Origin of the sequence: Nocardioides sp. YIM 152315 (assembly GCF_029210375.1) — a bacterium.
GTDB lineage: Bacteria > Actinomycetota > Actinomycetes > Propionibacteriales > Nocardioidaceae > Nocardioides.
Window position 1 is genome coordinate 49,183 of sequence record NZ_JARGER010000029.1, and the last position, 23,474, is coordinate 72,656.

General features: G+C 71.6%; 24 protein-coding genes. 9 read left to right on the top strand and 15 right to left on the bottom strand.

Features of this window, described 5'->3' with window-relative positions:
- Positions 1 to 13: 13 nt before the first annotated feature.
- Positions 14 to 334 carry an antibiotic biosynthesis monooxygenase gene (locus PZ894_RS09755; RefSeq protein WP_275744334.1) on the bottom strand — a complete coding sequence of 107 codons (321 nt, stop codon included), beginning with the start codon at positions 332 to 334 and terminating at the stop codon, positions 14 to 16.
- A gap of 63 nt (positions 335 to 397) precedes the next feature.
- On the opposite strand from PZ894_RS09755, the gene PZ894_RS09760 reads away from it, so the two are divergent.
- The 4 genes from PZ894_RS09760 to PZ894_RS09775 are packed head-to-tail and all read left to right on the top strand — an operon-like array spanning position 398 to position 3,525.
- On the top strand, positions 398 to 1,345 hold the full coding sequence (locus tag PZ894_RS09760; RefSeq protein WP_275744337.1) for a metal ABC transporter substrate-binding protein: 948 nt from the start codon (positions 398 to 400) through the stop codon (positions 1,343 to 1,345).
- Positions 1,342 to 2,136, top strand: coding sequence for a metal ABC transporter ATP-binding protein (locus PZ894_RS09765; RefSeq protein WP_275744339.1), 795 nt, complete (start codon positions 1,342 to 1,344; stop codon positions 2,134 to 2,136). The genes PZ894_RS09760 and PZ894_RS09765 overlap by 4 nt, the downstream gene beginning before the upstream one ends.
- Positions 2,133 to 3,137: a metal ABC transporter permease gene (locus PZ894_RS09770; protein WP_275744340.1), complete on the top strand. Its 1,005-nt coding sequence runs from the start codon at positions 2,133 to 2,135 to the stop codon at positions 3,135 to 3,137. The genes PZ894_RS09765 and PZ894_RS09770 overlap by 4 nt, the downstream gene beginning before the upstream one ends.
- Positions 3,124 to 3,525 (top strand): Fur family transcriptional regulator, encoded by a 402-nt coding sequence (locus PZ894_RS09775; protein ID WP_275744341.1) that lies wholly within the window; start codon positions 3,124 to 3,126, stop codon positions 3,523 to 3,525. The genes PZ894_RS09770 and PZ894_RS09775 overlap by 14 nt, the downstream gene beginning before the upstream one ends.
- A gap of 21 nt (positions 3,526 to 3,546) precedes the next feature.
- On the opposite strand, the gene PZ894_RS09780 is transcribed toward PZ894_RS09775, so the two are convergent.
- The 4 genes from PZ894_RS09780 to recO all read right to left on the bottom strand — a co-directional run bounded on the left by PZ894_RS09780 (position 3,547) and on the right by recO (position 8,725).
- Complete coding sequence (locus PZ894_RS09780) at positions 3,547 to 5,196, bottom strand: ATP-binding protein (protein WP_275744342.1); 1,650 nt, start codon at positions 5,194 to 5,196, stop codon at positions 3,547 to 3,549.
- Entirely contained in the window at positions 5,193 to 5,972 is a 780-nt protein-coding gene (locus PZ894_RS09785; RefSeq protein WP_275744343.1) for an isoprenyl transferase, read from the bottom strand. Before PZ894_RS09785 ends, PZ894_RS09780 begins: the two co-directional genes overlap by 4 nt.
- A gap of 284 nt (positions 5,973 to 6,256) precedes the next feature.
- A complete protein-coding gene (locus PZ894_RS09790) occupies positions 6,257 to 7,882 on the bottom strand; it encodes an ATP-binding protein (RefSeq protein ID WP_275744345.1) in 1,626 nt (541 codons plus the stop codon).
- 102 nt (positions 7,883 to 7,984) lie between these two features.
- Complete coding sequence (recO, locus tag PZ894_RS09795) at positions 7,985 to 8,725, bottom strand: DNA repair protein RecO (protein WP_275744347.1); 741 nt, start codon at positions 8,723 to 8,725, stop codon at positions 7,985 to 7,987.
- A gap of 161 nt (positions 8,726 to 8,886) precedes the next feature.
- Between recO and PZ894_RS09800 the strand changes: the two genes are divergently transcribed.
- The gene (locus PZ894_RS09800) at positions 8,887 to 11,310 is read left to right on the top strand and encodes an ATP-binding protein (protein WP_275744349.1); all 2,424 of its coding nucleotides are present in this window, start codon (positions 8,887 to 8,889) and stop codon (positions 11,308 to 11,310) included.
- Here the strand turns inward: PZ894_RS09800 and leuA are convergent.
- Positions 11,267 to 13,021 carry a 2-isopropylmalate synthase gene (leuA, locus tag PZ894_RS09805; protein WP_275744350.1) on the bottom strand — a complete coding sequence of 585 codons (1,755 nt, stop codon included), beginning with the start codon at positions 13,019 to 13,021 and terminating at the stop codon, positions 11,267 to 11,269. The genes PZ894_RS09800 and leuA overlap by 44 nt on opposite strands.
- A gap of 235 nt (positions 13,022 to 13,256) precedes the next feature.
- Between leuA and PZ894_RS09810 the strand changes: the two genes are divergently transcribed.
- From PZ894_RS09810 to PZ894_RS09820, 3 genes are read left to right on the top strand one after another with little or no spacing between them, the layout of a single operon-like run.
- On the top strand, positions 13,257 to 13,742 hold the full coding sequence (locus PZ894_RS09810; protein WP_275744351.1) for a flavodoxin family protein: 486 nt from the start codon (positions 13,257 to 13,259) through the stop codon (positions 13,740 to 13,742).
- Between the two features lie 51 nt (positions 13,743 to 13,793).
- Positions 13,794 to 14,564, top strand: coding sequence for a septum formation family protein (locus tag PZ894_RS09815; RefSeq protein WP_275744353.1), 771 nt, complete (start codon positions 13,794 to 13,796; stop codon positions 14,562 to 14,564).
- Positions 14,561 to 15,325, top strand: a complete 765-nt coding sequence (locus PZ894_RS09820) for a septum formation family protein (RefSeq protein ID WP_275744354.1) — start codon at positions 14,561 to 14,563, stop codon at positions 15,323 to 15,325. The genes PZ894_RS09815 and PZ894_RS09820 overlap by 4 nt, the downstream gene beginning before the upstream one ends.
- Before the next feature lies 1 nt (position 15,326).
- Here PZ894_RS09820 and era read toward each other — a convergent pair whose 3' ends face one another.
- The 8 genes from era to PZ894_RS09860 all read right to left on the bottom strand — a co-directional run bounded on the left by era (position 15,327) and on the right by PZ894_RS09860 (position 22,884).
- A complete protein-coding gene (era, locus tag PZ894_RS09825; RefSeq protein WP_275744355.1) occupies positions 15,327 to 16,244 on the bottom strand; it encodes a GTPase Era in 918 nt (305 codons plus the stop codon).
- The gene (locus tag PZ894_RS09830; RefSeq protein ID WP_275744357.1) at positions 16,237 to 17,007 is read right to left on the bottom strand and encodes a siderophore-interacting protein; all 771 of its coding nucleotides are present in this window, start codon (positions 17,005 to 17,007) and stop codon (positions 16,237 to 16,239) included. Before PZ894_RS09830 ends, era begins: the two co-directional genes overlap by 8 nt.
- A gap of 67 nt (positions 17,008 to 17,074) precedes the next feature.
- Positions 17,075 to 18,346 (bottom strand): class I SAM-dependent methyltransferase, encoded by a 1,272-nt coding sequence (locus PZ894_RS09835; protein ID WP_275744359.1) that lies wholly within the window; start codon positions 18,344 to 18,346, stop codon positions 17,075 to 17,077.
- On the bottom strand, positions 18,343 to 19,764 hold the full coding sequence (locus PZ894_RS09840) for an FAD-binding oxidoreductase (protein ID WP_345799146.1): 1,422 nt from the start codon (positions 19,762 to 19,764) through the stop codon (positions 18,343 to 18,345). The genes PZ894_RS09835 and PZ894_RS09840 overlap by 4 nt, the downstream gene beginning before the upstream one ends.
- Before the next feature lie 14 nt (positions 19,765 to 19,778).
- Complete coding sequence (locus tag PZ894_RS09845; protein WP_275744362.1) at positions 19,779 to 20,120, bottom strand: cytidine deaminase; 342 nt, start codon at positions 20,118 to 20,120, stop codon at positions 19,779 to 19,781.
- Complete coding sequence (locus PZ894_RS09850) at positions 20,113 to 21,411, bottom strand: hemolysin family protein (protein WP_275744363.1); 1,299 nt, start codon at positions 21,409 to 21,411, stop codon at positions 20,113 to 20,115. Before PZ894_RS09850 ends, PZ894_RS09845 begins: the two co-directional genes overlap by 8 nt.
- A 16-nt stretch (positions 21,412 to 21,427) precedes the next feature.
- Complete coding sequence (gene ybeY, locus PZ894_RS09855; RefSeq protein ID WP_275744365.1) at positions 21,428 to 21,886, bottom strand: rRNA maturation RNase YbeY; 459 nt, start codon at positions 21,884 to 21,886, stop codon at positions 21,428 to 21,430.
- The gene (locus PZ894_RS09860) at positions 21,883 to 22,884 is read right to left on the bottom strand and encodes a PhoH family protein (RefSeq protein ID WP_275744367.1); all 1,002 of its coding nucleotides are present in this window, start codon (positions 22,882 to 22,884) and stop codon (positions 21,883 to 21,885) included. The genes ybeY and PZ894_RS09860 overlap by 4 nt, the downstream gene beginning before the upstream one ends.
- 98 nt (positions 22,885 to 22,982) lie before the next feature.
- Between PZ894_RS09860 and PZ894_RS09865 the strand changes: the two genes are divergently transcribed.
- Positions 22,983 to 23,198, top strand: a complete 216-nt coding sequence (locus PZ894_RS09865) for a hypothetical protein (RefSeq protein WP_275744369.1) — start codon at positions 22,983 to 22,985, stop codon at positions 23,196 to 23,198.
- Between the two features lie 61 nt (positions 23,199 to 23,259).
- On the opposite strand, the gene PZ894_RS09870 is transcribed toward PZ894_RS09865, so the two are convergent.
- Positions 23,260 to 23,474, bottom strand: a 215-nt coding sequence (locus tag PZ894_RS09870; RefSeq protein ID WP_275744370.1) for an HNH endonuclease signature motif containing protein, incomplete at its 5' end; no start/stop codon positions are given.

Here is a 23,474-nt window from a genome sequence, read left to right on the forward strand (position 1 = left end):
AGACTGAGAGGTCTCAGCCTATCGACCGCGGCGACTCGATATTGAGGGTGGCTCCCGGCTCGACCAGCTCGTAGGCCGACGGCTCCTCGATCGCCCGTGACAGGGTGGCGACCGCCCGCAGCTTCACGTCGTACGACGACAGCGCGCGTCGGTAGCTGCCGACGTTCTCCCAGCGCATGCTGAGCACCCACAGCTCCGGGTCGTCGACGTTGCGACCGACCTCGCCCCCGACGTAGCCGGCGCACGCGGCCAGCGCCTCCCGGGCGGTCTGGAGGTCGGCGCGGAAGGACTCCCCCTCGGCCGCGGGGACACCGAAGCGGTACACGACGAGCACGGGGCGAGCGTAGCCGCGCCTCCGGTTTGACAATCGTTCTCAACTGATCTGAGAATGGTTCTCATGAAGAGACTCGCCGTCGCGGCCACAGGCACTGTGCTCGCCCTCACCTGGTCACTGAGTGGCTGCTCCGCCTTCGACGACTCCGCCACCTCCGCCGACGGGGTCGAGGTCGCGGCGGCGTTCTACCCCCTCCAGTACGTCGCCGAGCGGGTCGCCGGCGCGCACGCGACCGTCGACAACCTCACCGCCCCCGGTGGCGAGCCGCACGACCTCGAGCTCACCGTGAAGGAGACCGCCCAGGTCGCCCAGGCCGACCTGGTCGTCTACCTGCACGGCTTCCAGCCGTCGGTCGACGACGCCGTGGACACCACCGCCGAGGGCGAGACCTTCGACGTGTCCGAGGCCGTCGAGCTTCGCCCGGCGGGCGCGGCCGACCACGACCACGAGCACGCGGACGAGGGCGAGGAGGAGGGCGAGGAGCACGACCACGGCGACACCGACCCGCACTTCTGGCAGGACCCGCTGCTGATGGCCGACCTCGGCGACGAGCTGGCCGACCGGCTTGCCGAGATCGACCCCGACCACGCCGGCGACCTCCGCGACAACGCCGCCGACCTGCGCGGCGACCTCGAGGCGCTCGACGCGGCGTACGCCGATGGACTGGCCAGGTGCGAGCGGCACGCGGTCGTCGTGGCCCACGACGCGTTCGGCTACCTGAGCCGCTACGGCCTCGAGTTCGAGCCGATCGCGGGTCTCTCCCCCGATGCCGAGCCGACCCCGGCCGACCTCGCGCACCTGCAGGAGGTCATCGAGGAGGAGGGCGTGACGACCGTCTTCTACGAGTCGCTGGTCAGCCCGGCGATCGCCGAGCAGCTCGCGAGCGACACCGGTGCGAAGGTCGCCGTGCTCGACCCGGTGGAGGGCCTGTCGGACGAGACGGCCGACGAGGACTACCTTTCCCTGATGGAGCAGAACCTGGCTGCCCTCGAGGAGGCGAACGGCTGTTGAGCAGTCCCGTCGTCGAGCTCGACAACGGCGCGGTCGCGATCGCCGGCCGCCCGATCCTGCGGCACATCGACCTGACCGTGCGGTCCGGCGAGTTCGTCGCGCTGATGGGCGCCAACGGCTCCGGCAAGTCGACGCTGGTCCGCGCGCTCACGGGGCTCTGGCCGCTGGCGACCGGCGCGCTCAGCCTGTTCGGCACGCCGTTCGGGTCGTTCCACGACTGGCAGCGGGTGGGGTTCGTCCCCCAGCGCGGCACTGCCGCCTCCGGCGTCCCCGCCTCGGTGTGGGAGGTCGTCGCGTCCGGCCGACTGACCCGGCGCAAGCTGCTGCGCCCGCTGGGGCGCGCCGACCGCGCCGCGATCGCCGACGCCCTCGACGTGGTCGGGCTCGCGCACCGCTCTGGCGAGAGCGTCTCCTCGCTGTCGGGCGGCCAGCAGCAGCGAGTGCTGATCGCCCGCGCGCTGGCCGGCGAGCCGGAGCTGTTCTTCCTCGACGAGCCGACCGCCGGCGTCGACCTGCCCAACCAGCAGGTGCTCGCCGACACCCTCCGCACGATGTCCGGGCGCGGCGCCACGATCGTGCTGGTCGCCCACGAGCTCGGACCGATGGCCCCGCTGATCGACCGGGCGGTCGTGATGCGGGACGGCCGGATCGCGTACGACGGCCCGCCGCTCGCCAGCGAGCAGGTCGCGACCGCGCACCTGGACGGGCACCACCACCATCACCACCACGAGCCGGAGCACCACGATCACGCGCCGCACGTCTCGTCCCTCATCGAGCGAGGCGACCGATGACCTACTGGGACCTGCTCTCCTACGACTTCATGCAACGCGCGCTGCTGGCCGCGGTCTTCACCGGCCTGGCCGCGCCGGCGATCGGCACCTACCTGGTCCAGCGGCGGATGGCGCTGATGGGCGACGGCATCGGCCACGTCGCCGTCACCGGCGTCGCGCTCGGCCTCCTGACCGGCGCCACGCCCACCTGGACCGCTGTGCTCGTCGCGATCGCCGGCGCCATCGCGATCGAGGTGATCCGCGAGCGCGGCCACGCGAACGGCGACGTCGCGCTCGCCCTGCTCTTCTACGGCGGCCTCGCGGGCGGCGTCCTCATCACCGGTCTCGCCAACGAGAGCGGCGCCCGGCTCAACCAGTACCTCTTCGGCGCGATCACCACGATCTCGAGGACCGACGTGATCGTCACGATGGCCCTCGCGGCCGTGGTGATCCTGATCTGCGTCGGCCTCGCGCCGCAGCTGTTCGCGGTCGCACAGGACCAGGAGTTCGCCCGGGTCGCCGGGCTCAACATCCGCGCCTACAACCTGCTGGTCGCGGTGCTCGCTGCGGTGACGGTGACGGTCGCGATGCGCACCGTCGGCCTGCTGCTGGTCTCGGCGCTGATGGTCGTCCCGGTCGCGACGTCCCAGCAGCTGAGCCGCTCCTTCCGCACCACCCTGGGTGCGGCGATGGCGCTCGGCACCGCCGCGTCCGTGGGTGGCCTGCTGCTGTCGGCGTACCTCTCCTTCGACGCGCGCGTGGCGCCCGGTCCGACGATCGTGCTGCTGGCGCTCGCCGGCTTCGTCCTGGCCTGGCCGGTCGGCATCTGGATGCGACGGAGGCGCCGGCTGCGGCAGCCGTTCCCCGTCGTCCCCGCCGCGGCGCACCAGGAGACCGACCCGCACCCGCACCAGCACGGCGAGGACTGCGGCCACATGGCCGTGCCGCACGGCGACCACGTCGACTACGTGCACGACGGACACCGCCACGCGCCCCACGGGAGGCACTATGACGAGCACTGACCCCACGCCGCCGCTGCGGCCGACCCGCCAGCGCCGGGCCGTGGTCGAGGCCATGACGTCGTTCGCCGACTTCCGGTCGGCGCAGGACATCCACGAGCTGCTCGGCGAGCGCGGCGATCAGGTCGGCCTGGCCACCGTCTACCGGACCCTCCAGCGCCTGGCCGAGGCCGGCGAGGTCGACGTGCTGCGCACCGAGGAGGGCGAGGCGATCTACCGACGCTGCTCGGAGAGCCACCACCACCACCTCGTGTGCCGTTCCTGTGGCGCCACCGTCGAGGTCGAGGGCCCGACCGTGGAGCGGTGGACCCGGAGCATCGCCGCCGAGCACGGGTACGCCGAGGTGAGCCACACGCTCGAGATCTTCGGCACCTGCCCCGCCTGCGCCTGACGTCGTACGCCGCGGCGCCGGTCAGGCCTGCAGCGGGAGACGCACTCGGAAGACGCTGCCCCGGCCCGGCTCGCTCTCGACCTCGATCCGGCCCCCGTGGCTCTCGACGATGTCCTTGGTGATGCTCAGCCCGAGTCCGGCACCCGCCACGGCGCGGCTGGCGGCGTCGGCGGTGCGGAAGAAGCGGGTGAACAGGCGCTCACGGTCGGGTGCCGAGATGCCGATGCCGGTGTCGGTCACCTCGATCTCGGCGCGGTCCGCGTCCACCGACAGCCGGACGGCGACGTGCCCGCCGTCCTCGGTGTACTTGACGGCGTTCGAGACCAGGTTGTCGACGACCTGGGCGATCCGCTGCGGGTCCAGGCCCAGGCTCAGCCGGTCCGGTGCCGACAGCGTGAGCCCGACCCCGGCGCGGTCGGCCGCTGGTCGCGCGGCCTCGACCGACTCGACAACGATCGCGGCGAGGTCGGCCGTCGTCCGGTTGATCGGCATCGGCCGGCCGTCACGCTGCGCGGTGTCGAGCAGGTCGGCGATCAGGCGCCGCAGACGCTCGGCGTTGCGGTGCACCACCTGGAGCTGGTCCTGCGCGCGCGGCGTGAGGGTCTCGTCCTCCTCGAGGATCTGCACGTAGCCCACGATCGAGGTCAGCGGCGTGCGCAGCTCGTGGGAGACCAGCGCCACGAACTCGTCCTTGACGCGCAGGGCGCGCATGAAGTCGGTGACGTCGTGGTAGGCGAGGGCGGCGCCGGCGAACGAGCCGTCCTCCGCCCGCACGGTCCGGGCGGACACCGAGAGCGCCCGCCGCTCCGCGGGGTCGTCACCGACCCACATCCGCACGTCGTCGAACTCCTCGCCCTGGCTGGCGCGGTAGCTCGGCATGTCCTCCATCTCGAGGGGCGTCCGCGCGTCGGCGGCGAAGACGTTGCCCAGCTGCCCGGCGCGGCCACGGTGGCCCTCGGGGAAGGCCAGCTCCAGGAACTCGCGGTGCCGCCGGTTCATCCCGGCGTACTCCCCCGAGCGGCCCAGCAGGATCAGGCCCACGTCGGTGGTGTCGAAGATCGCCTGGCTGACCCGCTGCTGGTGGTCGATCGTCTCGAGCGCCTCGGCGAGCCGGTCGCGCTGGCGCTCCGCCTCGGCACGCCCGAGGCGGACGCGCTCCATGCCGTCGGCGATCACCAGGGCGGCGGCGCCCGCGACCAGGGGGAAGAAGACCGCGCGGCCCATCAGGATCGGGTCGGGCGCGCTGTAGAGGAGCGCGGGCACGGTGACCAGCAGCAGCGTGGCGACGCCCGTGGTCCACACCCCGATCCGGCCCCAGGTGCGCCCGAGCCACAGCGCAGGGAAGACGAGCAGCATCCCGTTGCCACCCTCGGGGCTGAGCCGGGTCACGCCGACGACGGCGATGTCGGCGACCGGGAGCACCAGCGACAGCCGGGGATCCAGTCGCTCCCAGGGCACCACCAGGGCGACGACCAGGAGGACGCCGGCGGCGACCGCGCCGAGGCCGGGACCGCTGAGGAGGCCGAAGCGGTAGCCGAACAGCACCCGGAAGCCCGCGTCGAGGGCGTAGAAGATCGTGAACGCGACCTGGAAGGTGGCGGGCTCGACGAACGGCCCCAGGCGCCACCACGCGCCGGGCCGCGCGACCCCGCGATCCCCCGGCGTCGTCATTCCGGGTTCGGTACGGCGCCCCCGTACCGCCGATCGCGCCGGGCGTAGAGCTCGACCGCCTGCCACAGGTGGCGGCGGTCGACGTCGGGCCAGAGCACGTCGGTGAAGACGAGCTCGGCGTACGCCGCCTGCCAGAGCATGAAGTTCGAGAGCCGCTGCTCGCCCGAGGTGCGCCACACCATGTCGGCGTCGGCGACCTCGGGCACATAGAGGTGCCGGGCGAACGTCTTCTCGCTGATCTTCTCGGGGTCGAGCCGCCCGGCGGCGACCTCGCGGCCGATGCTGCGGGCGGTGTCGGCGAGCTCGGCGCGACCGCCGTAGTTGACGCACATGGTCAGCGTCAGCACGTCGTTCTTCCGGGTCAGCTCCTCGGCCGTGCGGAGCTCGTCGACGACCGACTTCCACAGCCGCGGCGTGCGGCCCGCCCAGCGGACCCGGACCCCCAGCTCGTGCATCTCGTCGCGGCGGCGACGGATGACGTCGCGGTTGAAGCCCATCAGGAACTTCACCTCATCCGGCGAGCGCGACCAGTTCTCGGTCGAGAACGCGTAGGCCGAGATCGCCTTGACCCCGATCTCGATGGCGCCCTCGACGACGTCGAAGAGCGAGTGCTCACCCTGCTCGTGGCCCCGGGTGCGCGGCAGCCCGCGCTCCTTGGCCCAGCGCCCGTTGCCGTCCATCACGATCGCGACGTGCCCGGGCACCAGCGACTTCGGGATCGCCGGCGGGCGCGCCCCGGACGGGTGCGGCGTCGGTCGGCGTACGTCGCGTCTCACGGCCGCGAGCCTAGTGCCGCGCGTCGGAAGTTTCTGTGCGCTTCGCGCACACATGGCACGCGCTCTGCTACGTTGCCGAAGCTCGCGAGACGGGCGGGTATGGCGTCGCTCCGGCGCCTTGCAGCGCACGCACCCTGAGCACGCCAACCGTTCAACAACATCCGACGCACGACACTAGTCATGCGACTCCCTCCACGGGCGGCGTCACGCGGAACCGGGTGTCGCGGACGCGCGGCTCCACGGCGGTCACCAGCGACCGGCGACGTCCCACCTCCACACCTCCCTCAGGAGACGAGCTCGGCCGCCCGGATCGGCAGCACGACCCGGAACTCGCTGCCGCGACCGATCTCGCTCTCGACCTCGATGACGCCGCCGTGGCTCTCGACGATCGTCTTGGCGATGGCGAGCCCCAGACCGACGCCCTGGATGGCGCGCAGCGTCGCCTCGCGGGTGCGGAAGAACCGGTTGAAGAGCTGGCCGTGGTCGTCGGAGCTGATGCCGATGCCGGTGTCACGCACCCGGATCACGGCACGGCACTCGGTGTGCTCGACCTGGACAGACGCGCGCCCACCTCGCTCGGTGTACTTGATCGCGTTCGACACCAGGTGGTCGACGACCTGCGCCAGGCGTCGTGGGTCTCCCGAGTAGGCGAGCGAGGTGGGTGCGACCACGTGCAGGTCGACCCCGGCACGCTCGGCGTGGGGCCGGGCGGCGAGCACGCACTCGTGCACGATCGTCGCCAGGTCGGTCGCGCACTCGGCCTGTCGAGCGGCACGGCCGGTGGGCTGCGCCAGGTCGAGCAGGTCGCGGACGAGGCCGTGCAGGCGATGAGCGTTGCGCGCGACGACCTCGAGGTGCCGCCGCAGGCCCGGGTCCAGGTCGTCGCGCTCGAGCGCCACCGCGACGTACCCGATGATCGACGTCAGTGGGGTGCGCAGCTCGTGGGAGACGAGTGCGACGAACTCCTCCTTGACCTGGAGGGCGCGCATCAGCTGGGTCACGTCGGCGTAGGACACCGCGGCACCCATCAGGTTGCCGTCGTCGTCCTCGACCCGGCGCGCCGAGACCGACATCGCCCGCCGGGCTGCCTCGTCCTCGCCGATCCAGACCCGGGCGTCGTTGAAGTCCTCGCCACGCCTGGCCCTCGCCGTGGGCACGTCGTCGAGCTCCAGACGATCCGTGCCGCTCTCGTCGAACACCCACGGGTTCGAGAGGTCGCCGCCCGGGTAGGCGAGCTCGGAGAACTCGGCGAGGCGCTGGTTGACCAGCACCGCCTCACCCTCCGCGTCGAGCAGCGCGAGGCCGATGGGGACGGCCTCGAAGATCGCGTTCGCCGACCGTCGGTTGCGTTCGATCACGCTCATCGCCGCGACCAGGTCGGCCTCCCGGGCCTCCGCGCGTGCCTGGGCCGACCGGGCCGTTCGGACGCCGAAGGTGATCGCGGCCGCCGCGATCCCGGCGATCATGGGCAGCGTCACGAGCCGTTCGACGGTGACCGGGCCGGTGCCGTGCACGAGGAGTCCGGGGACGGTGACGGACGCGAGGGTCGCGACGACCGCCAGCCCGGCACCGGGCAGCCCCAGCTCCAGGCCGAGCCACAGCGCCGGCAGCACGACGAGCGGTGAGGCGCCTCCGAGATCGGGGCCGGCGGCGAGCATCCCGACCGCGGCGATGTCGAGCACGGCGGCACCCCGCCGTACAGAGGCGACCTCGGCCAGCGACGGACGCAGGACGAGCACCACGGCCGCGGCCACGGTCAGCAGGATCCCTGCGACCGGCCAGGAGACGGGGTCGCTCAGTCCACCATCGACGGCCCGGACCGCGGCGATGCCCAGCAGGGTGACCGCGAAGGCACTCTGGAGCACGCGTGGGTCGGGCAGCTCGTCATGCCATGCCAGCTGATTGCCCACCCACCGCAGGCGTCGCCCGAGCCTCCGCACCTAGCCTCCTGGATTCGCTCCTTCCGTGCTATCGGCACCACCGGGATCGTCCTGAGAGTCCTGGGCGCTCCGTCAGCGTTCGACGTGCTCGAGGGACTTCAAGCCCCGCTCGAGGTGCCAGGCGAGGTAGGCCGCGACCAGGCCGCCCGCCTCCCGGAGGTGGCGCTGGTGGGCGGCGTCGACGACCGGCCAGTCGCCGGTCAGCAGCGCCGCGAGCAGGTCCACGGTCTCGGGCGCCGGGTTGGCGGAGCCGGGGACGCGGCACGTCACGCAGAGCATCCCGCCCATCGACGGGTTGAACCAGCGGTGGGGCCCCGCTCCCGGGCTCGGCACCGCGCCGCACCGTGCGCAGTGCTCGAACGACGGGGCGTACCCGGCGACCGCGAGCGAGCGCAGCAGGTAGGAGTCGAGCACCTGGCCCGGTCCGTGCTCGCCCGCCACCAGCACGCGGAGCCCGCCGACCAGCAGCAGGAACTGCTGGAGCGCCGGCTCCCGCTCCTCGGGCACCAGCCGGTCGGCCGTCTCGAGCATCACGGTGCCGGCGGTGTAGCGGTCGTAGTCGAGCCCGAGGCCCTTCGCGTACGGCGCGAGCGTCTCGGCCTGGGTGATCGTGTCGAGGTTGCGGCCTTCGGCGAGCTGCAGGTCGACGTGGGTGAACGGCTCGAGCCGGGAGCCGAAGCGCGACGTCGTGCGGCGTACGCCCTTGGCCACCGCCCGGACCCTCCCGTGGTGGCGGGTCAGCAGCGTGATGATGCGGTCGGCCTCACCCAGCTTGTGGGTGCGCAGCACGATCGCCTCGTCACGGTAGAGCACCGTCCAATTGTGCCGGGCCGGATCGGGATCCGGTACGACGGCGGCGGCGCGGCGCGCCTCGGCAGCGCTGCGCGAGCGCGACCGCCGCCTCCGGCGACTCGAGCCGGTCGCGCCCGGCGTGTACTCGCCGGTAGGGGCCCGCGTGTCAGAGACTGTGCGGCATGTCGTTCTCGGGCCGCCTCGCGACCTGGCCGGCGGCGGTCGTCCTCCTCGCGCTCGCCTACGTCGCGGGGGTCAACGCGGTCGCCTTCGCGCCGCAGGCCGACAGCGTGGCCGCGTGGTGGCCGGCGGCCGGGCTGTCGGTCGGGCTGCTGGTCGTCCAGCCGCGCCGGCGCTGGCCGCTGCTGGCGTGCGCGATCGTGGTGCTCACGGCCCTGGCGAGCATCACCGGTGGTCGCGACGTCGGGATCACGGTGCTGTTCGCGATCGGCAACGCCGCCGAGGCGCTCGTCGCGGCGAGCGTGCTGCGGCGGGGCAACGACCGCGACGGCGCGCCCCGCCTCGACTCCACCGACGTCCTCCTCCGGCTGCTGGTCGCCGCGGTCCTCGGCGGCCTCGCGGTCACGGTCGTGGCGACGGTGTCGGTCGCCCTGACCGGCGTCGCCGACCCCCTCTCGATCGCGCGGACGTTCTTCACCAGCCACACCGCCGCGACGCTCATCGTCGTCCCTGCCCTGCTGACCGCGCCGGAGCGGCGCCGACCGCTGGAGCGCCAGGCGGAGCTCGCGGCGCAGACCGTCGCCCTGCTCGCGCTGACCCTGGTCGTCTTCTCGCCCGAGCAGGACCTGTCGGCGACGTTCCTCCCGCTGCCCGTGCTGGTCTGGGCGGCGCTGCGGCTCGATCTGCGAGCGCTCACGTGGGAGCTGGTCGCCTTCAGCATCGTGGTGACCCTGCTCAGCGCGAAGGGCTGGGGGCCGTTCGGGTTCGACTACGAGCGCGGCGCGATCAGCGCGTCGGTGATGGGCGCGCTCGTCCAGGGCTACCTGCTCTGCGCGATGCTGCTCACGATCCCGCTCGCGGTCGCCGTCGACCAGCGACGCCGGCTGATCCGCGACCTGGCCCGCAGCGAGAAGCTCACCAACGCCACGCTCGACACGATCCCGACGATGATCCTCGTGACCGACCTGTACGGCGTGGTCGTGCGGATCAACGGCGGCACCACGGCGGTGACGGGCTACGTCGAGAGCGACCTCGTCGGGCGCCCGATCTGGGAGATGCCGTTCGCGGGACCGGGGTCGACCGGCTACCCCGCCGGCCTTCCCGACGAGGCGGACAGCCAGGTCAGCCGGGAGACCAACCTCATCACCAACCTCGGGCAGCGCCGGAGGGTGCTGTGGAACACCGGCTACGTGCGCGACGAGCGGGACCGTCCGACGCACGTGGTGATCACGGGCACCGACCTGACCCAGGAGCGACGGGCCGCCGGCTTCAACCGGCACATCCTGGAGGCCGCCATCACCACGGCGCTCATCGGCATCGACACCGACGGTCGGATCACGGTCTTCAACTCCGGTGCCGTGAACCTGCTCGGCCACGACGCCCAGGACATCGTCGGCACGCCGTTCATCGACCTCCTCGACCGCGAGCAGCTCGCCCAGCGCACGGCCGACACCCCGGGCGAGACGGCGTTCGCCCGCCTCGTCGCCGGTGTCGAGGCGTTCGGCGAGACCGCGGCCCGCGACTGGGTGTGGATCGGCGCCGACGGCCATCGCCACACGGTCGCGATGACGCTCAGCGCGGTCACCGACAGCCTCACCGCGCGCTACGGCTTCCTGTGCGTCGGCCGCGACGTCACCGAGGCGCGCGCCGGCCAGGAGATGCTCATCGCGGCACTCGAGAAGGAGCGCCTCGCCGTGCAGCGGATGCGTGAGGTGGACGCCGCCAAGAACGACTTCGTCTCCACGGTCAGCCACGAGCTGCGGACGCCGGTGACCAGCATCGTCGGCTACACCGAGATCCTCGAGGACGGCTCACTGGTCGATCCGGCACCCGAGCAGCGGCCGCTGCTGGCGAGCATCGCCCGCAACGGCCAGCGGCTGATCCTGCTCTGCGACGACCTGCTGACCCTGAGCGGGCTCGACTCAGGCGCCGTCGCCTGGGAGCGCGGCGCCCTCGACCTGACCTCGATCGTCGTCGGCGCCGAGGACGCGCTGCGCGCCCAGCTGGTCGGCCGCGACCTCGAGCTCGTCGTCACCACGGCGGACCCGCCGGTGCCGGTGCTCGGCGACCGGGGACAGCTCGAGCGGGTGCTGACCAACCTGCTCAGCAACGCCATCAAGTTCACCGACGACGGCGGCCGGATCGAGGTCACCATCGACGTGCGCGACGGCGAGGCGATCCTCGCCGTCGCCGACACCGGCATCGGCATCCCGGAGGACGAGCAGTCCGGGCTGTTCGAGCGCTTCTTCCGCTCGTCGACGGCTCAGCAGCGCGCGATCCAGGGCACCGGGCTGGGACTGTCGATCGTCGCGGCGATCGTGGCGGCCCACGGTGGGCGCATCGACGTGCGGTCCGCCCACCTGGAGGGCACCACGTTCACCGTCAGGCTGCCGCTGGCCCGGGTCGGCTCCGGTTCACCGCGCTGATCACGGCCTTGAGCGACGCCGTGACGATGTTGGCGTCGACCCCGACGCCCCAGTAGACCTGGTCGCTGACCAGGCACTCGACGTACGCCGCGGCGAGGGCGTCGCCGCCGGCCGACAGCGCGTGCTCGGCGTAGTCGAGCACCCGGACGTCCCAGCTCGCCTGCCCCTCGGGCGCGGGGAGCTCGTTGATCGCGTTGACGAAGGCCGCGATCGGTCCGTTGCCCTCGCCGTGGAGGCTGGTCAGCTCGCCATCGACGTAGACGTTCACGTCGAGGGCGTCCTTCGCCCCTGCCGCCGACGACGTGTGCACCGAGTTGAGCTTGAGCGGCGTCTCGCGGTGGAGGTACTCCGAGGAGAAGACCTCCCAGATCGCCTCCGGGGTCATCTCGCCCCCCTCGGCGTCGGTGCGCTCCTGGACCACGCGGCTGAACTCGATCTGCGCGCGGCGCGGCAGGTCGAGCTTGTGCTCGGCCTTGAGGATGTAGGCGACGCCGCCCTTGCCCGACTGGCTGTTGACGCGGATGACCGCCTCGTAGGTGCGGCCCACGTCCTTGGGGTCGATCGGAAGGTACGGCGCCTCCCAGGGCAGCGTCCCGACCGGGACCCCCTGCTCGGCGGCCTGTCGGTCGAGGTCCTCCAGGCCCTTCTTGATCGCGTCCTGGTGGGAGCCGGAGAACGCCGTGTAGACGAGGTCGCCGGCGTACGGGTGCCGCGGGTGCACCGGCAGGTTGGTGCAGTACTCGACCGTGCGCCGGATCTCGTCGATGTCGGAGAAGTCGATCATCGGGTCGACGCCCTGGCTGAAGAGGTTCATGCCCAGCGTCACCAGGTCGACGTTGCCGGTGCGCTCGCCGTGGCCGAAGAGGCAGCCCTCGACCCGGTCGGCGCCGGCCATCATCGCGAGCTCGGTCGCGGCGACCGCCGTGCCGCGGTCGTTGTGGGGGTGCAGCGAGATCACGGTGCTCTCCCGCCGGGTGAGCTGGCGTCCGAACCACTCGATCTGGTCGGCGTACACGTTGGGCGTCGCGACCTCGATGGTCGCGGGCAGGTTGAGGATGATCTCGCGTCCGTCCTCGGGCTGCCACACGTCGCTGACGGCCTCGCAGACCTCGACCGAGAACGGCAGCTCGGTGCTGGTGAAGATCTCGGGGCTGTACTCGTAGCCGATCACGGTCATGTCGAGGCGGGCCTCGCCGTGCTTCATCACCAGCTCGGTGCCGCGCACCGCGATGTCCTTGATCTCGTCCTTGCTCGCGCGGAAGACCACGCGGCGGAAGAGCGGGGCCAGTGCGTTGTAGAGGTGGATGTTGGCGCGGGGTACGCCGACCAGCGACTCCACGCTCCGCTCGATGAGGTCCTCGCGCGCCTGGGTGAGCACCGAGATCGTCACGTCGTCGGGGATGTGGTCTCCCTCGATCAACTGGCGCACGAACGCGAAGTCGGTCTCGCTCGCGCTCGGGAACCCGACCTCGATCTCCTTGTAGCCCATCTGCACGAGCAGGTTGAACATCGCCATCTTGCGGGCCGGGTTCATCGGGTCGATGAGCGCCTGGTTGCCGTCGCGCAGGTCGGTCGAGAGCCACCGCGGCGCCTCGGTGATCGTGCGCGACGGCCAGGTGCGGTCGGGCAGGTCGATGGGCGGGAACGGGCGGTAGCGCTCGACGGGCATGCCGCTCGGCTTCTGCTCGGCCAAGTTCGTCTGGTGGGTCATGATGGGTCCTCGCTCGGTGTGGGGCTCTGGCTTCGGGGCCGGCGCACGCGATCACTCCGCAGCGAGGGGGTCCGGACTCTTCCCAACCGTGGGGCTCAGACCTCGCTGCGGCAGCGAAGGAGGAGCTGGCGCATCATGACGTGCGCCACGATAGCCCACCCGCCCTCCTCGCGTCTCCGGTCGTCCGCCATCCGGTGGTCGAGCACCGGTGACGGCGCTGTGCCAGCCTGAGGGCATGTCCCGGCTGCTCGTCGTCCACCACTCCCCGACCCCGACCGTCCGTGCGCTGACCGACGCGGTGCTGGCGGGGGCGCACGACGACGAGATCGACGGCGTCGAGGTGGTGGAGCGGGAGGCCCTGGACGCGCGCGCCGAGGACGTGCTGGCGGCGGACGGCTACCTCCTCGGGACGACCGCCAACTTCGGGTACATGAGCGGGGCGCTCAAGCACTTCTTCGACACGATCTTCCTCGAGGCGGGCGGGGCGCTCTCCGACGACGGCTCGGCGGCCGCGACCGAGACGGGTGGCAAGAAGCCGTACGGGCTCTGGGTGCACGGGCGGTACGACGTGACGGGTGCGGTCCGGTCCGTGCAGTCGATCGTGGGCGCGCTGCCCTGGGTCCAGGCGGCCGAGGTGCTCGAGGTCGTCGGCGACGTCGAGGACCGGCACCGGGAGGCGGCGTACGAGCTCGGCGGGACCCTGGCCGCACTGCTGACCTGAGCGACAGCGGTACGATCGCGCGGACCGCCGCCGAGCCTGAGAGGAGAACGCGTGCGCCTCGCCGTGCTCGCTCTCGCGGTCGCGCTGTCCCTCACCGCCTGTGGCAACCGTGACGGCGAGCCCGCCGACATGGAGGCGCCGGAGCTCGGGGCGTGCCGGGTGCTCACTTCGGACGAGGTCGCCCAGCCGGCCGACGACACCGCGCCCGTGCCGTGCGCTGAGGCCCACACGGCCGAGACCTACGCGGTCGGCGACCTGCCGAGCGACTTCGACGACGTCGACTACGACGACTCTGAGCTCGGCGCCTGGGCGTACGCGAAGTGCTCGGACGGGTTCCGGGAGTTCCTCGGCGCCGATGAGAGCCTCGTGATGCGCACCGTGGTCAGCTGGGCGTGGTTCCGCCCGTCGCAGGACGCCTGGGACGAGGGTGCCCGCTGGTTCCGCTGCGACGTCGTCGGCGGCGGCGAGCAGAGCAAGGAGTACGTCGACCTGCCAACGAGCGCCCGCGACCTGCTGCTCGGCCGGCCGAAGGACTCCTGGATGGTCTGCGCCGACGGCGCCACGGTCGCCGGATCCGTCAAGGTGCCGTGCACGGAGGCGCACACCTGGCGGGCCGTCACCACGATCTCGCTGGGCGAGCGCAAGGACGACTACCCCGGAGACCGGATGGTCGAGGTGACGACACGCGACTTCTGCTCGAAGTCGGTCGGGGCCTGGCTCAACTACCCCGTGGACTACGACTTCGGCTACACGTGGTTCCACGAGGCCGAGTGGCAGGCCGGCAACCGGCGGTCCGTGTGCTGGGCCAAGACGGCCCAATGAGGGCTGCGGCAGCGCTGGTCGTGGCGGGCACGCTGCTGCTCGGCGCGTGCACCGGCGTCGACCAGCCCGACGAGCCCGCCTCGTCGCCCTCGCCCGAGGCGAAGGCCGAGGCGCCGACGCCGCCTCCGCCGCCGGAGCGCGACGCCTGCTACCGGCTCGACTACGACGAGGCGATCGCCACGAGCAACGACGCGAGTCCGGTCCCCTGCCGGCGTCGCCACACCGCGCGGACGGTCGCGGTGGGTGATGGTCGTCGGGCCGCGCGCGAGTGCCCGCGGCGCTTCTCGTCGTACGTCGGCGGCTCGACCCGGGACCGGCGGCTCAGCATGCTGCGGCCGGTGTGGTTCACGCCGACCGAGGAGGCGCGCGACGCCGGTGCATCGTGGTGGCGCTGCGACGCCGTGGCGCTCGCGGGCCACGAACGGCTCGCCGACCTGAGGGGCGAGCTGCGCGGGGCGCTCGGACGGCCGAAGGGTCGCGACCGCTACGGCATGTGTGGGACGGCGGAGCCGGGCACTGCGCGGTTCGAGCGCGTCATCTGCTCGACGAGGCACACCTGGCGTGCGGTCGACACGGTCCCGTTCGAGCAGGCCTCCTACCCCGGCGTCGACGAGGTCCGCTCGGCGGGCGACGAGCCCTGCCGGGACGCCGGAGCGGAGGCGGCCGACGGAGCGCTGGACTACCGGTGGGGCTACGAGTGGCCCAGCGCCGAGCAGTGGCGCGACGGCCAGCACTACGGGATCTGCTGGGCTCCGAGCTGATTCAGAAGCCCAGCTTCCGCAGCTGGCGCGGGTCGCGCTGCCAGTCCTTGGCGACCTTGACGTGCAGGTCGAGGTAGACCGGTGTGCCGAGCAGCGCCTCGATCTGCGTGCGCGCCGTGGCCCCGATCGTGCGCAGCCGCGACCCCTTCGGACCGATGATGATGCCCTTCTGGGAGTCGCGCTCGACGTAGACGTTCGCGTGGATGTCGACGAGCGGCCTGTCCTCCGGCCGGTCCGCACGCAGCCGCATCTCCTCGACGACGACGGCGACCGAGTGCGGCAGCTCGTCACGCAGGCCGTCGAGCGCGGACTCGCGGATCAGCTCGGCCACCAGGATCTCTTCCGGAGCATCGGTGAGGTCTCCGTCGGGGTAGAGCTGCGGGCCCTCGGGCAGCAGCGCCACCAGCAGGTCCTGGAGGAGCCCGACCTGGTCGCCGGCCCTCGCGGACACCGGGACGATCTCGGCCCACTCGATGCCGATGTCGGCGCCCAGCGCCTGGATGTCGAGCAGGTGCCGACCGATCTGCTCCCCCGAGGCCAGGTCGGTCTTGGTCGCGACGGCGACCTTCCTGGTCCGCTTGATCTTCGCCATCTCGGTCGCGATGAACCGGTCGCCCGGCCCGATCTTCTCGTCGGCCGGGAAGCAGACGGCGACGACGTCGACCTCGGCCAGCGTCGTCTTCACCAGGTCGTTGAGGCGCTCGCCGAGCAGCGTGCGCGGGCGATGCAGGCCCGGCGTGTCGACCAGGATCAGCTGGGCGTCGTCGCGGTGCACGATGCCGCGGACCACCGTGCGCGTGGTCTGGGGCTTGTCGGAGGTGATCACGACCTTCTGGCCGACCAGGGCGTTGGTCAGCGTCGACTTGCCGGCGTTGGGGCGTCCCACGAAGGAGACGAACCCGCTCCTGTGCTCAGCCATGCGCATCCCTCGCCTCGTCGTACTCCGCCCAGATCTGCTCGTCGCTCTTCCCCGCCGCCTGGCCCGCCCGCCAGATCGGGCCGGGGTCGACGGCGCGCGGTTGGCGCTGGCCGCCTCGCCAGTAGCCCATCACGTCGTACGCCGAGCTCGGGAGCCGGCGCTCGCGCATCAGGTGCTTGCGGATCGCCCGCATCTGCGCGGACTCCCCCGCCATCCAGAAGTAGCCGTCGCCCTCGGGCCAGTCCAGCCCCTCCACGACCGGCGCGAGCCGCGACCGGCCGTCGACCGGCCGCAACCAGGTCACGTGGGCTCCCGACGGGAGGTAGCCCGGCAGCTCGTCCGGCACCTCGGCGATCACGTGGGTCCTCAGGTCGACGGACTCGGCGATCCGGGCCATCGCCGGCATCGCGGTGAGGTCGCCGACCAGGATCAGCCACTGCGCACCGGCCGGCAGGTCGAACGAGCCCTTGGGCTCGGTGATCGTCACCGTCTCGCCGACCACGTCGCGGCGCGCCCACTCGGTGACGAGGCCGACCTCGTGCACGACCACGTCGAGCACCATCTCGGCGCCCTCCCAGGACCGCACGGTGTAGTAGCGGCTCTGGAACTGCCCGGGCACCACCAGGCCGACCCACTCGTCGGGGATGCCGGTGCTCCTGAAGTCCGCGAGCCCGGCCCCACCGAGCGTCAGCCGCACCAGGTGCTCCGAGAGCTGCTCGCGGCGCAGGACCTCCGCGTCGTACTGCTGGGCCCTCGTGCTCACGGGATCACGCTACCGGTGGCGGTTTCGAGACAGGACTCCGTCCTTCCCCCACCACCGCCGGTGGCGCTCAGAAGGTGTGCCGGAGGGGGTAGCCGCTGGTGCCCTGGTCGTCGGTCTTCGTGGCGAGCACGTGGTGGAGCTGGATCTCGTTGCGCTCGAACGCCAGCCGCGAGCCGGCCATGTAGAGGCCCCAGACCCGGGCGGTGCCGAGGCCGACCTCGTCGACGCACGCGTCCCAATTCTCCTGGAGGTTGTGGCACCACCCGGCGAGCGTCTTGGCGTAGTGGACGCGGATGTTCTCGTGGTGCTGGACCTCGAGGCCCACGTCCTCGACGGCCGCGACGATGGTGCCGGAGCCCGCGAGCTCGCCGTCGGGGAAGACGTAGCGGTCGATGAACGCGCCCGCGCTGGCCCGCGACTTGTTGTCGCTGCGGGTGATGCAGTGGTTGAGCAGCCGTCCCTGCGGCTTGAGGCGGTCACGGATCCAGGAGAAGTACGACGGGTAGTTCTTGATGCCGATGTGCTCGGTGAGCCCGATAGACGAGACCGCGTCGAACCCGGACTCCTCGACGTGGCGGTAGTCCATGTGGCGGACCTCGGCGAGGTCGTCGAGGCCCTCCTCCTTAATCCGCTGCTGAGCCCAGGTCGCCTGCTCGCGCGACAGCGTCACGCCGAGGGCGTGCACGCCGTACTCCCGGGCAGCGTGGCGCACCATGCCGCCCCAGCCGCAGCCGAGGTCGAGTAACCGCTGGCCCGGCTGGAGGTCGAGCTTGCGGGCGACGACGTCGTACTTGGTGTGTTGCGCCTCCTCCAGCGTGGCGTCCTCGGTGGGGAAGATCGCGCAGGTGTAGGTCATCGAGGGACCCAGGACGTGCTCGTAGAAGGTGTTGGAGACGTCGTAGTGGTGGTGGATCGAGTCGGCGTCGCGACGCTCGGAGTGGCGCAGGCCCTCGAGCACACGACGCCAGCGCGGCGTGGACTCCTGCGGGGGCGGGGGCGGCGGCTTGAGGCTCGACAGCCCGACCGCCTGCACCAGCGAGACGAGCTCGCCGGGGGCCGGTCGACGCAGCTTGAGCCCCTTCTGGAGCAGGCGCATCGCCTCGTAGGGGTCCCCCGGGTGCACGCCCTCGATCTCGAGGTCCCCGCTCACGTAGGCCCGCGCCAGGCCCAGGTCACCGGGAGCGGTGACGAGGTAGGCGAGGCCGCGCTCGGTGCGCAGGTGGAACTTGAACGGCGCGTCCTCCGGCCCGGTCGCGCTCCCGTCGTACGCCGTGAAGCGCAGGGGCAGGGGCTCCCTCAAGAGGGAGTCGAAGGCCTGGGCGATCGTCATGCTGGTCATCGTCTCTTCACCGCCTTGTCGTACAGGGTGGTCAACCGGTCCTGTGGGTCGTAGCGACCCTTGACGGCGGCGAGGTTGGCGCCGTCGTACAGCTCGTCGAAGGTCTCGCGGTCGTAGAAGGCCTCGCTGTAGAGCGACTTGTGGCCGTCGAGCTCGTGGACCTTCGCCTCGATCGCGCGGTTGCGCGGGGCGTCGACGGCCTCGGGACCGACGTGCACGGTGCCCCAGAAGCCGACGTTCACGTAGAGCTTGCGCGGCTCCAGCGGGTAGGTCGGCCAGTCGCGCTCGGCCTTGCACGGGCAGAGCCAGACCGGCCGCATCCCGACCTCGTCGTCGAACCAGTCGAGGAACTCCGGCAGTCGCTCCACGGGCACCTCGATGTCCTGGATGACGCGCTCGCGCAGCGGTCTGCCCTTGCGCCGATCGAGCCAGTCGGCGAAGCCGAGGCGCCGGTCGAGTCCGATGAGCCGGTGGTAGACGTCAGAGCGCCGCCAGCGCTTGGGCCAGAGGCGCCGCACCGTGGGGTTCTGGACGCCGAAGGCGCCCGAGCACCAGAACCAGTCGGTGTCCCACCGCCAGAGGTAGTCGTAGGTCGTGAGCAGGTCTCCGCCAGACCCAGCGCCGGCCCGCTGCTGGATGGACCGGTAGTAGACGTCCATGCCCGTGTAGTCGCTGGTCGCGCCGCCATCGTCGGTCCACCGCGCGAGCGTCAGGTAGTACTCCCCCGGCGCGAAGGCGACCCCGTCCAAGGCGTCGACGCGGGCGCCGTCGTACGTCGCGGTCTCGGCGACCTCGCGGATCGACTTGGCGAGCAGGTCGGCGTCGTCGAAGCGCACGTGGCGCAGGGCGACGAACCCGGGCACCTTCTCCAGCCGGATCTTCAGCCGGGTGGCGTAGCCCAGGGAGCCGTAGGAGTTGGGGAACGCGTCAAAGAGGTCACTGTGGTCGCCGGTGGGGCGGCACGTCACGACCTCGCCCGCACCGGTGAAGACGTCCATCTCCAGCACCGACTCGTGCGGCAGCCCGTTGCGGAAGCTGGTCGACTCGATGCCCAGGCCGGTGACCGCACCGCCGAGGGTGATCGTGCGCAGCTGCGGGACGACGTAGGGGATCAGCCCGTGCGGCAGCGTCGCGTCGACGAGGTCCTCGTAGGTGCACATCCCCTGCACGTCGGCGGTCTGCGCGTCCACGTCGATCGTGATGACCCCGTCGAGGCCGGACACGTCGAGACCTGGGCTCGTGGTCGCCGCACGGGGTCGGAAGAGGTTGGACGTCTTCTTCGCCAGCCGCACCGGCGAACCCGGTCCAATCGCGGCGTACGACGAACGCAACCGCTCGACCGCACCCTCGTGTGCTCCCCAGCCACGCAGACTCACATCCGAAGAACTTACTCCCCTCCGGGGTCCCCCCGTCCACACCGGGGTCCCCCGGGCTAGGTCGTGAGCGTCGACGCGATGGCGCCCTTGACGTCGCCGCGGTGGACCACGACGCCGGCGCCGGCGAAGTCGCGGATCACGTCGAGGTCGGCGGGCAGGACGCCGTCGACCTCCGAGAGGACGACGGCGGCCTCGAGTCCTCGCGAGCCCGACGCGATGGCCATCGCGACGCAGACGCCGAGCGCAGAGACCTGCAGGGAAGGCAGGTCGACGGTGGCGGCGGCGTACGTGCGGCCGTCACGGTCGCGGACCGCCGCTCCCTCAGCCGCGCCGGTGCGGGCTCGGGTCGCGCGGGCGAGCGTCACCAGCTTCCGGTCCTCGCCGACAAGGTCAGTCATCGCCGTCCTCCTCCTGCTCCTCGTCCACGACCCGCGCGATCAGCACCGTGCCGATCCGGTTGCGTCGGCCGGTGACCGCCTCGGCCTCGAAGCGGAGCCCGTGGGCCTCGACCACCGAGCCGGGGATCGGCACCCGGCCGAGGTGCTTGGCCATCAGGCCACCGACGCTGTCGACGTCCTCCTCCTCGACGTCGAAGCCGAAGAGCTCGTCGAGGTCGTCGATCGGGTAGCGGGAGGACACCCGTGCCGCGCCGTCCTCGAGCGTCTCGACGTCGACCTCCTCCGCGTCGTACTCGTCGGTGATCTCGCCGACGATCTCCTCGAGGATGTCCTCGATGGTGACCAGTCCGGCGGTGCCGCCGTACTCGTCGACGACGACGGCGATGTGCTGGCGCATGGCCTGCATCTGGGAGAGCAGCGCGTCGACCGGCTTGGAGTCGGGCACGAAGTGCGCCGGCCGCATCACCTCGTCGATGCGCTGGGTGAACTCTACGTCGGGTGCCTCGAAGTCGCGGCGGACGATGTCCTTGAGGTAGGCGATGCCCACGACGTCGTCGAGGTTCTCCCCGATCACCGGGAGTCGCGAGAAGCCGCTGCGCAGGAAGAGCGAGAGCGTCTGGCGCAGGTTCTTGTGGCGCTCGATGTAGACGACGTCCGTGCGCGGCACCATCACCTCTCGGGCGATGGTGTCGCCGAGCTCGAGCACGTCGTGGATCATCTTCCGCTCGCCGGACTCGATCAGCGACGAGGCCTCGGCCAGGTCGACCAGCTCGCGCAGCTCGGTCTCGGTGGAGAAGGGACCCTCGCGGAAGCCCTCGCCCGGCGTCAGCGCGTTGCCGACGAGGATCAGCAGCCGCGGCAACGGGCCGAGCACGGCGGTCATGAAGGACACCGGCGCGGCCGAGAGCAGCGCGATCCGCTCGGAGTGCTGGCGGCCGACGGTCCGCGGTGCGACGCCGATCGCGACGAACGAGACCACCAGCATCACGGCGATCGTGGTGAGCACGGCCGGCCACCACGCGCCGTCGAACGCGTCGTCGATCGTCAGCGCGACCAGGACGATGGCGGAGATCTCGCACAGCAGGCGGAGCAGGAGCGCCGTGTTGAGGTAGCGAGGCGGGTCCTCGAGCAGCGCCACCAGCCGCTTGGCGCCGGGGCGACTCTCGGCGAGCAGCTCCTCGGCGCGGGCCCGGGAGAACGACGCGAGCGCGGCGTCGGCGGCCGAGAAGAGGCCCGCGAGGACGACAAGCGCGGCGGCGACGACGAGCAGCCAGATGTCTCCGCCGTTCACGGATCGATCACCGGACTCAACCCGCGTGCGGCGCGCGCCACGCGACGAGGAGCTCGTCCTGGAGCCCGAACATCTCCTTGTGCTCCTCCGGCTCGGCGTGGTCGTAGCCCAGCAGGTGCAGGATGCCGTGCACCGTCAGCAGCTCGATCTCGGCCTCGGTGCCGTGCCCGGCGGTCTCGCCCTGACGGGCGGCGACGACGGGGCAGAGCACGAGGTCGCCGAGCACGCCCTCCTCGGGGTCCTCGTTGACCAGGCCAGGCCGCAGCTCGTCCATCGGGAAGGCCAGCACGTCGGTCGGCCCCTGCTTCTCCATCCACTGCTCGTTGAGCTCGGCGATGGTCGGCTCGTCGACGGCCTTGATGCACAGCTCCGCCTGCGGGTGCACGCGCATCCGGTCCATGACGAAGCGGCTGAGCTCCGCCAGCCGCTTGACGTCGAGCTCGCGGCCCGACTCGTTGAGGATCTCGATGCTCATGACTTCGCGTGCCTGAGGCTCGCGCGCGCGTCGTGGTCGTCGTACGCCGCGACGATCCGGCCGACCAGCTTGTGCCGGACGACGTCGTGGCTGGTGAGCCGGTTGAACGAGATGTCCTCGATCTCGTCGAGGATCTCCTCCACCGCGCGCAGGCCGGACTTCTGCCCGCTCGGCAGGTCGGTCTGCGTGACGTCGCCGGTGACCACGATCTTCGAGCCGAAGCCGAGCCGCGTCAGGAACATCTTCATCTGCTCGGGCGTGGTGTTCTGCGCCTCGTCGAGGATGATGAACGAGTCGTTGAGGGAGCGCCCGCGCAGGAACGCCAGCGGTGCGATCTCGATCGTCCCGGCCGCCAGCAGCTTGGGGATCGTCTCCGGGTCGAGCATGTCGTGGAGCGCGTCGTAGAGCGGCCGCAGGTAGGGGTCGATCTTCTCGGTGAGCGTGCCCGGCAGGAAGCCCAGCTTCTCCCCCGCCTCGACGGCCGGGCGGCTGAGGATGATCCGGTTGACCTGCTTGGACTGCAGTGCCTGCACGGCCTTGGCGACGGCGAGGTAGGTCTTGCCGGTGCCGGCGGGGCCGATGCCGAAGGTGATCGTGTGCTTGTCGATCGAGTCGACGTAGCGCTTCTGGTTGAGCGTCTTGGGGCGGATCGAACGGCCCCGGTTGCTGAGGATGTTCAGGCTCAGCACGTCGGCGGGGCGCTCGGTCGTCTCGGCGCGCAGCATCGCCAGCACGCGGTCGACGGTCTCGGTCGTGACGCCCTGTCCGGTGCGGATGATCGCCACCAGCTCCTCGAGCAGACGCTCGGCGAGGGCGACCTCGCCGGGGTCGCCGTCGAAGGAGATGCGGTTGCCACGGACGTGGACCTGGGCGTCGAAGGAGCGCTCGATCAGGTCGAGGTGCTCGTCACCGGGTCCGAGCAGGCTGACCATGTTGATGCTGTTGGGGACCACGACGGTGTGCTTGGTGGTGTGCCTGGTCGCTTGCGAGTCAGTCATGAGGCCCGGACGGGCTGCCTTTCCGTAGGTGATCGTGCTCGTCCATGCTACGGGAGCGGAGTCGCGCGGCCCAGCGAGTTCGGGCGTACCGTTGCGGCATGAGGGAGGGCGAGGTCGCTGATCCGTACGCCGAGGATCCCGAGCCGGACGACCCCGACGCGCCGCCGTACTGGTTCCCCGGCCAGCACCTGCCTCCCGACGCCCGCGCCATGGGGCTGACCCATCACGTCCCCGAGGGCGCGATCCTCGACTTCGCCGCCGGCTCGACGCCACCAAGCCGGCCCACCGGATCGCGGCGTGGGGTCTGCTGGTGATCTTCGGCCTGCCGGTCGTCTTTGCCGTGCTGCGCCTGCTCTACGCGCTCTGACCTGCGACTCACGTCCTGCGGTGGAACTGGACCTTGCCGGTGGGGAGGTAGGTGGTCTGGTAGCTGGGGTCGTGGGCGCGGTTGTGGTGCCAGTGGCAGAGCAGGGTGCCGTCGGCGAGGTCGGTGGTGCCTCCGTCGGTCCAGCGGATCCGGTGGTGGGCGTGGAGTCCGGTGGTGCGGTCGCAGCCCTCGGCGGTGCAGCCGTGGTCGCGGACGAGCATCG

Excerpts from the sequence above, each read along its gene's own strand:
- PZ894_RS09760 (WP_275744337.1), top strand. The coding sequence starts at position 398 with ATGAAGAGACTCGCCGTCGCGGCCACAGGCACTGTGCTCGCCCTCACC.
- PZ894_RS09770 (WP_275744340.1), top strand. The coding sequence starts at position 2,133 with ATGACCTACTGGGACCTGCTCTCCTACGACTTCATGCAACGCGCGCTG.
- PZ894_RS09775 (WP_275744341.1), top strand. The coding sequence starts at position 3,124 with ATGACGAGCACTGACCCCACGCCGCCGCTGCGGCCGACCCGCCAGCGC.
- PZ894_RS09780 (WP_275744342.1), bottom strand. The coding sequence starts at position 5,196 with ATGACGACGCCGGGGGATCGCGGGGTCGCGCGGCCCGGCGCGTGGTGG.
- PZ894_RS09800 (WP_275744349.1), top strand. The coding sequence starts at position 8,887 with ATGTCGTTCTCGGGCCGCCTCGCGACCTGGCCGGCGGCGGTCGTCCTC.
- leuA (WP_275744350.1), bottom strand. The coding sequence starts at position 13,021 with ATGACCCACCAGACGAACTTGGCCGAGCAGAAGCCGAGCGGCATGCCC.
- PZ894_RS09810 (WP_275744351.1), top strand. The coding sequence starts at position 13,257 with ATGTCCCGGCTGCTCGTCGTCCACCACTCCCCGACCCCGACCGTCCGT.
- PZ894_RS09820 (WP_275744354.1), top strand. The coding sequence starts at position 14,561 with ATGAGGGCTGCGGCAGCGCTGGTCGTGGCGGGCACGCTGCTGCTCGGC.
- era (WP_275744355.1), bottom strand. The coding sequence starts at position 16,244 with ATGGCTGAGCACAGGAGCGGGTTCGTCTCCTTCGTGGGACGCCCCAAC.
- PZ894_RS09835 (WP_275744359.1), bottom strand. The coding sequence starts at position 18,346 with ATGACCAGCATGACGATCGCCCAGGCCTTCGACTCCCTCTTGAGGGAG.
- PZ894_RS09845 (WP_275744362.1), bottom strand. The coding sequence starts at position 20,120 with ATGACTGACCTTGTCGGCGAGGACCGGAAGCTGGTGACGCTCGCCCGC.
- ybeY (WP_275744365.1), bottom strand. The coding sequence starts at position 21,886 with ATGAGCATCGAGATCCTCAACGAGTCGGGCCGCGAGCTCGACGTCAAG.
- PZ894_RS09860 (WP_275744367.1), bottom strand. The coding sequence starts at position 22,884 with ATGACTGACTCGCAAGCGACCAGGCACACCACCAAGCACACCGTCGTG.
- PZ894_RS09865 (WP_275744369.1), top strand. The coding sequence starts at position 22,983 with ATGAGGGAGGGCGAGGTCGCTGATCCGTACGCCGAGGATCCCGAGCCG.